This is a genomic window from Falsiroseomonas sp. HC035, assembly GCF_050563525.1.
Taxonomy (GTDB): Bacteria; Pseudomonadota; Alphaproteobacteria; order Acetobacterales; family Acetobacteraceae; genus Falsiroseomonas.
Genome location: NZ_JBNXUN010000001.1, coordinates 71,152 through 83,421, shown reverse-complemented (window position 1 = coordinate 83,421; position 12,270 = coordinate 71,152). Strand labels below are relative to the sequence as shown.

Genomic DNA, 12,270 nt, shown 5'->3' with positions numbered 1-12,270 from the left:
GGTCTTAGCCCGGAATGGAGGGATCGGTCAGGCGCCGATGCTCCTCCAGCGCGAAACGGTCGGTCATCCCGGCCAGGTAGTCGCAGACCGCCTGGGCCGCCGCCTGGCTGCCGGGCTCCCCGGCCTTGGCATGCCATCCGGGCGGCAACTGGCGCGGCTCGCCGTGCAGCAGGGTGAACAGCAATTGCAGCGCCCGCTTGCATTTCTGGGTCGTGCGGTTGACGCGCCAGTGGCGGTACATGCGCTGGAACAGGAAGGCGCGGAGCTGGTTGTTCGCCTCCATCATCGCCTCCGAGAACGCCACCACCGGCCGGTCATGCGCGCGGATGTCGGCGGCGCTGCCCGGTGCGAGGGCCGCGATGCGGCGGCGGGTCTCGGCCACCGTGTCGTTGACCATGGCGTTGATGACCCGCCGCACCACCTCCCCCGTTGCACGGTCCGGCGGCAGGTGGGCGTTGTCGCGCGTCGCCTCGGCGAAAGCTTCCCGCACCAGGGGCAGGCTGGCGGCTTCCTCCAGCGTGAACAGGCCGGCGCGGATGCCGTCGTCCAGGTCATGGTTGTTGTAGGCGATGTCGTCGGCCAGCGCCGCCACCTGCGCCTCCGCGCTGGCGTGGCTGGTCAGCTCCAGCGGGTGCAGGCTGTCGTATTCGGCGATGTAGGGGGATGGGCGGCGCAGCGGGCCGTTGTGCTTGGCCAGGCCCTCCAGCGTCTCCCAGGTCAGGTTCAGGCCGTCGAAACCGGCGTAGCGGGTTTCCAGGCGGGTGACCGCCTTCAGCGACTGCGCGTTGTGGTCGAAGCCGCCATGCGGCTTCATCATCGAATCCAGCGCATCCTCCCCGCCATGGCCGAAGGGCGGGTGGCCGAGGTCGTGCGCCAGCGCCAGCGCCTCCGCCAGGTCTTCCTCCAGCGCCAGTTCGCGGGCGATGGAACGCGCGATCTGCGCGACTTCCAGGCTGTGGGTCAGGCGTGTCCGGAAATGGTCGCCCTCGTGGTAGACGAAGACCTGCGTCTTGTATTGCAGCCGCCGGAAGGAGGTGCAGTGGATGATGCGGTCGCGGTCGCGCTGGAAGGGCGAGCGCGCGCCTCCCCCCGGCTCGGCGTGCAGCCGTCCGCGCGAGTGGGAGGCCCGGACCGCCCAGGGTACGAGCCCGTCCGGAAGCCGCTTCGGATCCATCGCGCTGGCCTAGCACCCGCCCGACCGCCCTGGAAGGTCTGCCGCTTCCGTCCTATGTTCCGATGCAAGGAGCACCCGCCCGCATGCAGACCGAACCCCTCACCCCGTTCCGCGTCACCCCGCGCGCCGCGGCGCAGGTGGCCGATATCGCCACGCGCCAGGGCCGCCCCACAGCCGGCCTGCGCCTGGCGGTCGATGCCGGCGGCTGTTCCGGCTTCCAGTACCGCTTCGACCTGGAGGACGCGCCGGCGCCCGACGACCTGGTGGTGCAGGACGGCCCCGGCCGCGTCTTCGTCGACCCGGTCAGCCTGGAATACCTGGCCGGCGCGGAGCTGGATTGGACGGAGGCGCTGATCGGCGCCCATTTCGCGGTGAAGAACCCCCAGGCCGTCAGCGCCTGCGGCTGCGGCACCAGCTTCAGCGTCGCCTGAGCGAGCCGGGTAGCCAAGCGCGCCTGCGCCGGGCAGACTCGGCAGGATGATCCGCCTCGCCAGCTTCAACGTGAATTCCGTCCGCAAGCGGGCGCCGCACATCCTGCGCTTCCTGGCCCGGCAGCAGCCGGACCTGCTGTTCCTGCAGGAGCTGAAGTGCAAGACCGCGGACTTCCCCGCCAAGGAATTTGCCGGGTCCGGCTATCAGGTCCACGCCATCGGCCAGGATGGTGGGCGCAACGGTGTCGCGGTCCTCTCAAGGATCCCGTTCGAGATCGTGGCCGAGGCGCTGCCCGGCGATGACCCCGACCACCAGGCCCGCTATATCGAGGTCGCAGCGGCTGGGATGCACGCCGCCGGCATCTACCTGCCCAACGGCAATTCCGGCGGCGCCGAGGGCTTCCTGTACAAGCTGACCTGGATGGAACGCCTGCGCCGGCTGGCCGAGTCGCGGCTGGCGGCCTTCACCCCGCTCGCCATCCTCGGCGACTTCAACGTCTGCCCCACGGCGGATGACCTTGCTCCGGGTGCCCTGCCCCCGACCGATGCGCTGGTGCGGCCGGAGACGCGGGCGGCCTGGCGGGCGCTGGAGCATCTTGGACTGACCGACGCGCTGCGCGCCCTGCACCCGGCGCCGGAGCGCATCTACACCTACTGGGACTACGGCTCCGCCTTCGAGCGCAATGCCGGGCTGCGGATCGACCACGCCCTGCTCAGCGCGGAGCTCGCCGAGCGACTTTCCGCGGTGACGGTCGATGTGGACCCAAGGGCGGAGGAACAGCCCTCCGACCACACGCCCCTCCTCATCGACATCGAGGACTGACGCTCAGCGCCAGTCCCGGCCGCGTCCATGGCCCCGATCATGGCCGCGACCCCGGTCATAGCCGCGGCCACGGTCGTGCCCGCCCCAGCCGCGATGGCTGTAGTGGCGTGGCGGCGCGTAGTAGCGGGGGGCCGGCGCGTAGTACGGGCGATAGACCGGGCGCGGCGCGTAGTAGCGCGGCGGCGGCGGGGCGTAGTAGGGCTGGGCATAGCCGTAGCCATACCCGTAGCCGCCGACCGGGGTGATATCGCCGGCGATGACGCAGCCGGGTGCGAACAGCAGCACCGGCAGCAGCAGGACAAGGGCGCGGAGGCGGCGCATGGCGGGAACTCCCGTGCGGCGGGCCTTGTTGGGGGTGCCTGCCGCTTCATGCTCACTTAACCCCAGCCTCATGTCGCGGTTCGGGCGCGATCGGGGCGCTGGCGAGGCCTTTGCGGCGGCCGCGCCTTATTGATCCGCGTAGACGTGCGACTCCTCGGCCGCGCCCGGATGCGTCACCGCGCCCTGCGAGGCCGGCCCCACCGTCTGCGCGTACTTCCACAAGGCGCCGGAGGTGTACTGCGTCTTGCGCGGGGTCCAGGCGGCGCGGCGGGCTTCCATCTCGGCTTCCGGCAGGTCGACGTCGATGGTCCCGGCCTCGGCGTCGATGATGATGCGGTCGCCGTTCCTCAGCAGCGCCAGCGGCCCACCCACGGCGGCCTCCGGCCCGACATGGCCGATGCAGAAGCCGCGCGTTGCGCCGCTGAACCGACCATCGGTGATCAGCGCCACCTTGTCGCCCATGCCCTGGCCGTAGATGGCGCTGGTGGTGGACAGCATCTCCCGCATTCCCGGGCCGCCCTTCGGGCCCTCGTAGCGGATGATGATGACGTCGCCCGCCTTGTAGGCGCGCATGTCCACCGCCTTGAAGGCATCCTCCTCGCAGTCGAAGCACAGCGCGGTGCCCTCGAAGCGCAGCTTGGACATGCCGGCGATCTTGACGATGGCACCTTCCGGCGCCAGCGAACCCTTCAGGGAGACGACTCCGCCGATCGGGCTGATCGGGTCGCTGGTCGGGCGCACCACGTCCTGGTCCTTCGGGAAGATCACCTCCCGGTGGTTCTCCGCCAGGGACTTGCCGGTGACGGTCATGGCGTCGCCGCGCAGGTAGCCGCCTTCCAGCAGCGCCTTGATGATCACCGGCACGCCGCCGATGTGGAACACGTCCTGCGCCACGTAGCGCCCGCCGGGCTTGAGGTCGGCGATATGCGGCGTGGCGCGCATGATCTCGGCCACGTCATGCAGGTCGAACTTGATGCCGCATTCATGCGCGATGGCCGGCAGGTGCAGCGCCGCATTGGTGGATCCGCCGGTGGCGCCGACGATGGCCGCCGCGTTGAACAGCGCATCCCGCGTCACGATGTCGCGCGGCCGCAGGTTCTTCCGGATCAGGTCCACCACGGCGCGGCCGGACTGCACCGCGAAGTAGTCGCGCGATTCGTCGGGCGCCGGCGCACCGGCGGAACCCGGCAGCGCCAGGCCCAGCACTTCCGAAATGCACGCCATGGTGTTGGCGGTGAACTGGCCGCCACATGCGCCCGCCCCCGGGCAGGCGTGCTGTTCAAGCTCCAGCAGGTCGGCGTCGGACATGTTGCCGGCCGCGTGCTTGCCAACCGCCTCGAACACGTCCACCACCGTCACGTCGCGCCCCTGGAACCGGCCGGGCCGGATCGAGCCGCCATACATGAACACCGACGGCACGTTCAGCCGCACCATCGCCATCATCACGCCCGGCAGCGACTTGTCGCAGCCCGCCACGCCGACCAGGCCATCATAGCAGTGGCCGCGCATGGTGAGTTCGATCGAATCGGCGATGACGTCGCGCGAGGCGAGCGAGGACTTCATGGACTGGTGGCCCATGGCGATGCCGTCCGTCACCGTGATGGTGGTGAACTCCCGCGGCGTCGCGCCGCCTTCCTTCACTCCCACTTTCACCGACTGCGCCTGGCGCGACAGCGCGATGTTGCAGGGCGCGGCCTCGTTCCAGCACGTGGCGACGCCGACGAAGGGCTTGGCGATATCGTCCTGCGTCAGGCCCATGGCGTAGTAGTAGCTGCGGTGCGGCGCCCTTTCCGGCCCCACGGTCGTGTGGCGGCTCGGCAGCCTGGACTTGTCCCATTCGGTCATGGCGCGTTTTCCCCAGCGGCGTGTCGGCCCCTGGGGTGCCACAAGCCCGGCCGCTCGGCCAGGGCCGGCGTGGCTGCCGGATACGTGATTCGGGCGGCGGTTGCGCCCTCGCCATGATCGCGGTTCCGGAATGAGCGAAGGATCTTAGATTATGGTTCGCCCCAGCCCTCTCCGACTCGCAGCGCTGCTTTCCGCCCTCGCCCTGCCGGCGGCAGCCGACCACCTCGACCCCCGGCTGGCCGGACCGTTGCAGGCCATGTTCCAGGCTGCGGTCCAGGAGTGCCAGTCCGGCAACGGCGCGTCCTGCAACGCGGCCCAGGCGATCCAGCGGCGGGAGGCTCAGCTCAGCCAGGCGGAGCACGCCTGCCGGCAGGGCAGCGCCCAGGCCTGCCGAGCCTACCAGGAAGGTGCGCAGCAGGTCTTCGGTGCCTACCAGCAGCAGCAGCGGGCCGGCATGCTGGGTGGCGTGGCCTACCCGCAGGGCGCCCCGGTCCAGGGCGGCGGCCAAGGCTACTCGACGCAGCAGATGAACCAGGACCATCAGGCCCGGATGCGCCAGCAGCAGAACCAGTTCCAGCAGCACCAGGACCGGATGCGCCAGCAGCAGAACCAGTTCGACCAGCAGAACCAGCGCTTCCTGGAGCAGCTTCGGCGCTGAACGCTACCGCCTGCCTACCGCGTTGGCGTAGGCTGCGCCGAACCCCATGTCAGGCCCCATTTCCGACCTGCCGAAGACCCCCGACCATCGGATGACCCGCGCGGACTACTATGCCTGGGTGGAGCGCCAGCCGCGCGGCCGTTTCGAGCTGATCGATGGCCGGGTGGAGGCCGTGGCGCCCGAGCGGCTGGTGCATGCGCGGACGAAATATCGAGCTTGCCGCGCTCTCGCAGACGCCATCGCCGCCGCAGGCCTGCCCGGCGACGCCTTCATCGACGGTCCCGCCCTCGAGATCGGCAACGACACCGCCTACGAGCCCGATGTCATGGTCGCCTGTGGCGCCAGGCTCGATGGCAACCGGATCGCCGTGCCGGACCCGGTCATCGTCGTGGAGGTCGCCTCACCCTCCACCGCCCGCAGGGACAGCGTGACCAAGCTGGCCGACTACCTGCGGCAGGACGCCATCCGGCACTACCTGATCCTCGACCCGGTGACGCGATCCTGCCCGGTGGTGCCCTCACACTCGACCCGCCGGGGCTTGCCCTGCAGGTCGAGGCGCTGTTCCCGCCGCCGGATTGAGCGGCGGCCTCAACCGGCGATGCGGGCCAGCGCCGCGTCCAGCCGCGCCATCTCCGCCTGCGCGGCAGCAAGGCGTTCACGGTTTTCCTCCACCACCTCCTCCTTCGCGCGAGCCACGAAATCCGCGTTGCCAAGCTTCTGGGCGATCTTGCCCGCCTCGGTCTCCGCCTGGCCTCGCGCCTTGGCGAGGCGTGCGCGTTCCGCGGCCAGGTCGATGACTTCCGCCAGGGGCAGCATCACCGTCGCCTCCCCCACCACCACCTGCGCCACGCCCCCCGGCGCCGCACCATCCAGGGCTCGGATCTCGGTGGCGCGCGCCATGCGGCGGATCACGTCGACCCAGGCCTCCGCCCGCGCCAGGCTGGTGGCGGAGGCGCCAGAGAGCAGCAGCGGCACGGTGACGGAAGGCGGCACGTTCATCTCCGCCCGCACGCCGCGGACCTGGCCGATCAGCGCCACCACCCAGTCCAGCTCCTCCCGCGCCGCCTCGGCTTCGGTCACCTCCACGGCGCCCGGCCATTCCGCACGGATCAGGCTGCACGGCGCGCCGTAGCCGAAATGCGCGTGCAGTTCCTCGGTGATGAAGGGCATCACCGGGTGCAGCAGGCGCAGGATGGTGCCGAATACATGCTGGGCAGCGCCCTTCACCTCGTCCTTGGCAGGACCATCCGGCCCGTTCAGCACAGGCTTGGCGAATTCCAGGAACCAGTCGCAGTAGCTGCCCCAGACGAAGCGGTAGCTGGCGGCGGCGTAATCGTCGAAGCGGAACGCCTCCAGCGCCGCCGTCGTCTCCGCCACGGCGCGATTCGAGCCGTCCAGGATCCAGCGCGACAGCGGCAGCTTGGCGGTGGCCGGGTCGAAACCCGCATCCGCCGCGATCCCGTTCATCTCCAGGAACCGCGCCGCATTCCAGATCTTGGTGCCGAATGAGCGAAAGTCCTCGACGCGCTTGCGGCCGAGCTTCACGTCTCGCCCCGGCCCGGTGAGCGATGCGATGGTGAAACGCAGCGCATCAGTGCCGTAGGCGTCGATAAGCTCCAGGGGGTCCATGACGTTGCCCTTGGATTTCGACATCTTCTGGCCCTTCTCGTCCCGGACGAGGCCATGGATGTAGATCTTCTCGAACGGCACCCGGCCATCCATGAAGTGCAGCCCCATCATCATCATCCGGGCGACCCAGAAGAAGATGATGTCGAAGCCCGTCACCAGCACGTCGCCCGGATAATACTTCGCAAGCTCCGGCGTTTCCCGCGGCCAGCCGAGGGTGCTGAAAGGCCAGAGCGCGCTGCTGAACCAGGTGTCCAGCACGTCCGGGTCGCGCAGCAGTTCGACATCCCGGCCGAATTTTTCCTGTGCCGCCGCGCGCGCTTCTTCCTCCGTCCTGGCCACGAAGACTTCGCCATCCGGCGCGTACCAGGCCGGGATCTGGTGGCCCCACCACAACTGGCGTGACACGCACCAAGGCTGGATGTCGCGCATCCAGGCGAAGAAGGTGTTCTCCCACTGCCGCGGCACGAACTGCGTCTGCCCGGTCTCCACCGCGCGGATCGCCGGCTGCGCCAGCGTCTTCGCATCGACATACCATTGCAGCGTCAGCCGCGGCTCGATCGGCACGCCGGAGCGGTCGCCATGCGGCACCTGGTTCACATGCGGCTCGACCTTGGCCAGCAGGCCCAGCTCCTCCAGCTTCGCCACGATGCGTTTCCGGGCTTCGAAGCGGTCCAGCCCGTCCAGGCTACGGATGAACTCCGGCTCGGCCCACTCGCCGCCGATCTCCACCAGGGTCACCTTCGCATCGGCATCCAGCACGGACGGCATTCCGAGCCCGTGACGCTTGCCGACATCGAAGTCGTTGAAGTCATGCGCCGGGGTGATCTTCACCGCGCCAGTGCCCTTCTCCGGGTCCGAATAGGCATCCGCCACCACAGGGATGCGTCGCCCGACCAGCGGCAGCACGAGGAACTTGCCCACCACCCCGGCAAACCGCGCATCCTCCGGATGCACGGCCACCGCGACGTCGCCCAGCATCGTCTCCGGCCGCGTCGTCGCCACCTGCAGGAATTCGCCCGGTGCGCCCTCGATCGGGTAGTTCAGGGTCCAGATCTGGCCCTTCACCTCCCGGCTCTCGACCTCGAGGTCCGAAATGGCGGTCTGGAACACCGGGTCCCAGTTCACCAGGCGGCGGTCGCGGTAGATCAAGCCCTGGCTGTGCAGGGTGACGAACACCTCCCGCACCGCCTCGGACAGGCCCTCATCCATCGTGAAGCGTTCGCGCGGCCAGTCCAGGCTGGCGCCGAGGCGGCGGAGCTGGCGGGTGATGGTGCCGCCGGATTGCCGCTTCCATTCCCAGACATGCTCCAGGAACGCCTCCCGCCCCATCTCCTGCCGCTTCTGGCCCTGGGAGGCCAGCAGGCGCTCCACAACCATCTGCGTAGCGATACCGGCGTGGTCGGTGCCCGGCTGCCACAGCGCGTCGCGGCCCTGCATGCGGCGCCAGCGGGTCAGGATGTCCTGCACCGTCATGGTCAGCGCGTGGCCGATATGCAGGCTGCCCGTGACGTTGGGTGGCGGGATCATGATGGTGAAGGGCTTGGCCGGGCTTTCGGGGTGCGCCGCGAAGGCGCCCGAATCCTCCCAGCCCTGATAGAGGCGGGGTTCCACGCTGGCGGGGTCGAAGGTCTTGTCGAGCATGGCGGCATCCCTTCCCCGCGGAAGGGCCGCCGTCAAGGGGCGGGTCCGGGCGTCAGCCCTGTGCCTAGCCCTGGGCGCGCCCGATCACACGCTCGATCTCGACCCGAACCAGCCGTTCGACCAGCGGCGGCAGGTGCTGGTCCAGCCATTCCTTCAGCAGCGGCCGGATTTCCTCCCGCACCACATCCTCGATCGACGGTCCGCCCCGGTGCACCGTGGCGGAACGTTCGTTGGCGACGCTGCGCAGCAGGGTTGCCAGGGTCTGCGTGGTGGCGGCTGCGACGGCGGGTGCGATCAGCCCCTCCGCCGCCGTCATCACACTGGCGACCGTCATCGGTGGTTCCGGCGCGGGCGGTTCCGGCATCGGCTCGGGCGCCGGCACGGCGGCGCGTGGCGGCGGCAGAACCGGCGCGGGCGGCTCCGGCCTGGCGACCGTCTCCGGCACCGGTGGGCCGACCAGCATCGCCTCGGTCAGGTCGAGGGGTTCATCCTCCGGCACATCGCCCTTGGCGACCGGTGCCGAGGTGTCCTGCGCCTCGTCCTCGTTCAGGATGCGACGGATGGAGGCGAGGATATCGTCCATCGCCGGGTCGTTCCCGCCGCCCGGCCCGCCGCCAGCACCACCGCCACCACCAGGCCCTTTGCCTGCACCACTCATCCTTTAGCGCCCCTGCTCGGCGTAGTCGCCGAGGCCGACCCAGCGGTTCCGCACCTGACGATAATATGCCTCCATGTCATACATCTGCACCGGCAGCCCGAGATCCTGCGCCGTCAGGCGGCCGACGGAGGCCGCCAGCGAATGCGAGGCGGTGATCACGTTGGCCAGCGCACGGACGAGGCTGACGCGGGCGTTCAGCAGTTCCTGTTCCGCGTTCAGCACATCCAGCGTGGTGCGGCTGCCGACGATGGCTTCCCGCTGCACGCCGTCCAGCGCGATCTCGGCAGCGCGAATCTGCGCGCGCACGCTGTCCACCTGCGCGCGGGCCGCGTTCAGCGTCTCCCACGCCGAAGTCGCCTGCTGCGAGGCCGCGCGGCGCTGGTCCGCCACGACCTGCCGCGCCTGCTGTGCCCGCTGCCGCGCCTCGCGCACCTGCGAATACTCGGAGCCGCCCTGGTACAGCGGCACGGTGAGGTTCGCCGTCAGCTGGCTGCCGGTAGCGCGGCTGTCAGGCGCCTGGCTGTTGTCGTTGCGGAAGGTGGTGCCGTTCAGGCTGACCTGCGGCAGAAGCGTGCCGAAGTTCACGTCCACCAGGTCGCGCGCCGCCGCCTCGCCGAACAGCGCGGCGACAACGGCCGGGTTGTTGCGGCTGGCCACGGCGCCGGCCTCGGCGGCGTTCGCCACCGGCGCGCGCAGCGGCTGCGGCGCAACCAGGCGCTGCGGCGGCTGGCCCACCAGCCGGGTGAAGGTGGCACGGGATTGCTGTAGGCGGCCCTCAGCGTCGGCGCGGGCGGCGCGGGTGCCGGCCAGCCGGCTTTCCGCCTGTGCAACGTCGGTGCGGGTGATCTCGCCGACGCGGAAGCGTTCGTTGGTGGCGCTGAGCTGACGGTTCAGCACCTGCTCGTTGTTGATGTTGAGGCGGACCTCCTCCTGGTCGCGGATCACCGCGACATAGGCATTCACGGTATCGCCCAGCACCTGCTGTTCGGTCGCGATCAGCCGGGCGCGCTGCGCCAGCACCAGGTTTTCGGCCCGCCGCGTCTGCGCGACCGTGCGACCACCGCGGTACAGCGGCTGCGTCACGCCAGCCTGGATGGCGGCCGGGTCGCGGTCGACGTTGCGGCTGACGCCGCTGGCGGTGCTGCGGCCGGTCGCGGTGCCGTAGCTGCCGGTGACCTGCACCGTGGGACGCCAGCCGGACAAGGCCTGTGGCACACCCTCATCGACCGCCCGCAGTTCCGCGCGCGCGGCCTGCAGGGTGGGGTTATTGGCATAGGCCAGCGCCAGCGCTTCCTGCAACGGCTGCGCCGCTGCGGGAGCGATGATGGCGGCCGGAGAGGCCAGCAGCATCAGGGCGAGAGCGGAACGGGAGGACATCATCGCGTCGAAACTCCAGATGCCCACGCCGCAGGGCGGGGGAGACGAAGGGCACGCCGGCCTGGCCTGGGCTTCAGAAGGCGAAGCCCGGAGCCGGTTGGAACTGAGGCAGCGGCAGGGTGGCGCAATCGAAGGCATCCGTCACGCTGAAGCTGCCGCCCTGCCGCAATCCCAGGACGGCGCGGGAGGAAAGACCGCGCTCCGCCGCCGCCAGGACCGTCGCCAGCCGGCCGCCATCAGCCAGTTGCTCAGCGATCGCCGCCGGTATCGCGGGAATTTCGCCCTCGATCAGGATAGCGTCATAAGGTGCACCAGCGGCGTGGCCGAGCGACGGTTCGGCCTGGACCAGGCGAAGCACGCCGGCCGGCAGCAGGCCGGCGACCGCCTGCCGCGCATGGCTGAACAGCGCCGGGTCGGGTTCCACGGCGGTGACGCGCGCGCCACAGCGCACCGCGACCGCCGCCGCGTAGCCCGTGCCGGCACCGAGCACCAGCATGCGGTCGCCTTCCCGGATCCGCAGCAATTGCAGCAGGCGGGCGATGACCATCGGCTCGATCAGGGCGCGGCCGCCGGGCAGGCGTACATCCTCGTCCGCATAGGCGCGCGCGGCGAGGCCGTGCGGCAGGAAACGCTCCCGCGGCAGGTCTCCCATGGCGGCCAGCAGCAGCGGGTCCGTGACCTTGTTCGGCCGCAACTGGCCGTCGACCATGAAGCGGCGGGCGGCCGCCATATCCGGCGTTGCGCGCGTCGCGCGGTCCAGGTCCATCGTCGCTGCCTTGTCCATGGCCGCGCTTATACGGGCCGCCCGCGCGCCGGCCAAGTCGCAGTTCCGCGTGATGTCCCGCGCGCCTTGGCGTCGCGGGGCACACGCGCCTTGGCGTCGAGGGGCGCACGCGCCTTGGCGTCGAGGGGCACACGCGCCTTGACCAGCAGCGCGGCCTGCCGGATAGAGGCGCCATCGTGTCACGGCCGCGTGGCAGAGTGGTGATGCAGCGGACTGCAAATCCGTATATGCCGGTTCGATTCCGGCCGCGGCCTTTCCGATCCCCTCTTCCTGCTTGGGGGGCTTTACCCCGGGCCGGGCGGTCGCTATAGCCCGGCACCTTGGCTGATCCGGCGTGGCGCAGCGGTAGCGCAGCGGACTGTTAATCCGTTGGTCGTAGGTTCGAATCCTACCGCCGGAGCCATCTTCATCCCGACAGAACCACCGGCGTTCCAGCGCGTTTCGCTGCGCATGGACCTCTCCGACCTGCTGCCCAGCGTGCGCCAGCTCACCCTACTGCCGCATCTGCGCGACCTCGCCATCGCCTACGCCCTCGCCTTCCTGATCGGCTGGAACCGGGAAAGGGAGGATCGCAGTGCCGGGCTGCGCACCTTTCCCCTCGTCGCCGTCGCCTCCTGCGGCTTCGTCCAGGCGACGGAGGGGCTGACCGCCGGGCAACCCGAGGCCGCGGCGCGAATCATCGAAGGGGTCATCACCGGAATGGGCTTCATCGGCGGTGGCGCCATCCTGAAGGATGGCGGCCAGGTGCACGGCACGGCGACGGCCGCCTCCCTCTGGGCCACCGGGGCCATCGGCGTCGCGGTTGCGGTCACCGCCTATGACGTCGCCGTGGTGATCTGCCTTTTCGCCGTGCTGACCCTCTACCTGCTCAGCAAATTCAAGCCGGAACCGCGGGGCTGAGCGACGGGACGGCTTGACGGCGCCCCCTC

11 protein-coding genes, 2 tRNA genes and 1 pseudogene are annotated in these 12,270 nt (G+C 70.1%); 7 read left to right on the top strand and 7 right to left on the bottom strand.

Annotation, left to right across the window (positions count from 1 at the left end; all coding sequences use genetic code 11):
• Positions 1-4: 4 nt before the first annotated feature.
• Complete coding sequence (locus ACLF3G_RS00460; RefSeq protein ID WP_430667342.1) at positions 5-1,174, bottom strand: deoxyguanosinetriphosphate triphosphohydrolase; 1,170 nt, start codon at positions 1,172-1,174, stop codon at positions 5-7.
• An 83-nt stretch (positions 1,175-1,257) separates the two neighbouring features.
• Here ACLF3G_RS00460 and ACLF3G_RS00455 point away from each other — a divergent pair, with 83 nt between their 5' ends.
• Together ACLF3G_RS00455 and ACLF3G_RS00450 are read left to right on the top strand one after the other, a co-directional pair.
• A complete protein-coding gene (locus ACLF3G_RS00455) occupies positions 1,258-1,605 on the top strand; it encodes a HesB/IscA family protein (RefSeq protein ID WP_430667341.1) in 348 nt (115 codons plus the stop codon).
• A 49-nt stretch (positions 1,606-1,654) separates the two neighbouring features.
• On the top strand, positions 1,655-2,428 hold the full coding sequence (locus ACLF3G_RS00450) for an exodeoxyribonuclease III (protein ID WP_430668121.1): 774 nt from the start codon (positions 1,655-1,657) through the stop codon (positions 2,426-2,428).
• Between the two features lie 3 nt (positions 2,429-2,431).
• Here the strand turns inward: ACLF3G_RS00450 and ACLF3G_RS00445 are convergent, their stop codons facing one another.
• Both ACLF3G_RS00445 and ilvD read right to left on the bottom strand, forming a co-directional pair.
• Positions 2,432-2,749 carry a hypothetical protein gene (locus tag ACLF3G_RS00445; protein ID WP_430667340.1) on the bottom strand — a complete coding sequence of 106 codons (318 nt, stop codon included), beginning with the start codon at positions 2,747-2,749 and terminating at the stop codon, positions 2,432-2,434.
• 126 nt (positions 2,750-2,875) lie between these two features.
• On the bottom strand, positions 2,876-4,594 hold the full coding sequence (ilvD, locus tag ACLF3G_RS00440) for a dihydroxy-acid dehydratase (protein WP_430667339.1): 1,719 nt from the start codon (positions 4,592-4,594) through the stop codon (positions 2,876-2,878).
• Between the two features lie 151 nt (positions 4,595-4,745).
• On the opposite strand from ilvD, the gene ACLF3G_RS00435 reads away from it, so the two are divergent.
• The gene (locus tag ACLF3G_RS00435) at positions 4,746-5,252 is read left to right on the top strand and encodes a hypothetical protein (RefSeq protein WP_430667338.1); all 507 of its coding nucleotides are present in this window, start codon (positions 4,746-4,748) and stop codon (positions 5,250-5,252) included.
• A 46-nt stretch (positions 5,253-5,298) separates the two neighbouring features.
• Positions 5,299-5,697, top strand: a pseudogene (locus ACLF3G_RS00430) (Uma2 family endonuclease); the annotation flags it as partial.
• Positions 5,698-5,840: 143 nt separating this feature from the next.
• Here the strand turns inward: ACLF3G_RS00430 and ACLF3G_RS00425 are convergent.
• The 4 genes from ACLF3G_RS00425 to ACLF3G_RS00410 all read right to left on the bottom strand — a co-directional run bounded on the left by ACLF3G_RS00425 (position 5,841) and on the right by ACLF3G_RS00410 (position 11,341).
• Positions 5,841-8,522: a valine--tRNA ligase gene (locus ACLF3G_RS00425; protein ID WP_430667337.1), complete on the bottom strand. Its 2,682-nt coding sequence runs from the start codon at positions 8,520-8,522 to the stop codon at positions 5,841-5,843.
• A gap of 64 nt (positions 8,523-8,586) precedes the next feature.
• Positions 8,587-9,105 (bottom strand): DUF2497 domain-containing protein, encoded by a 519-nt coding sequence (locus ACLF3G_RS00420; protein WP_430667336.1) that lies wholly within the window; start codon positions 9,103-9,105, stop codon positions 8,587-8,589.
• A 78-nt stretch (positions 9,106-9,183) separates the two neighbouring features.
• Entirely contained in the window at positions 9,184-10,560 is a 1,377-nt protein-coding gene (locus ACLF3G_RS00415) for a TolC family outer membrane protein (protein WP_430667335.1), read from the bottom strand.
• Positions 10,561-10,630: 70 nt separating this feature from the next.
• Complete coding sequence (locus ACLF3G_RS00410) at positions 10,631-11,341, bottom strand: protein-L-isoaspartate O-methyltransferase family protein (protein ID WP_430667334.1); 711 nt, start codon at positions 11,339-11,341, stop codon at positions 10,631-10,633.
• A 183-nt stretch (positions 11,342-11,524) separates the two neighbouring features.
• Here ACLF3G_RS00410 and ACLF3G_RS00405 point away from each other — a divergent pair.
• The 3 genes from ACLF3G_RS00405 (at position 11,525) to ACLF3G_RS00395 (ending at position 12,241) form a co-directional block, all read left to right on the top strand.
• Positions 11,525-11,595, top strand: a tRNA-Cys gene (locus ACLF3G_RS00405).
• 74 nt (positions 11,596-11,669) lie between these two features.
• Positions 11,670-11,744 (top strand) — tRNA-Asn (locus ACLF3G_RS00400).
• A 47-nt stretch (positions 11,745-11,791) separates the two neighbouring features.
• Positions 11,792-12,241, top strand: a complete 450-nt coding sequence (locus tag ACLF3G_RS00395) for an MgtC/SapB family protein (RefSeq protein WP_430667333.1) — start codon at positions 11,792-11,794, stop codon at positions 12,239-12,241.
• Positions 12,242-12,270 lie beyond the last annotated feature (29 nt).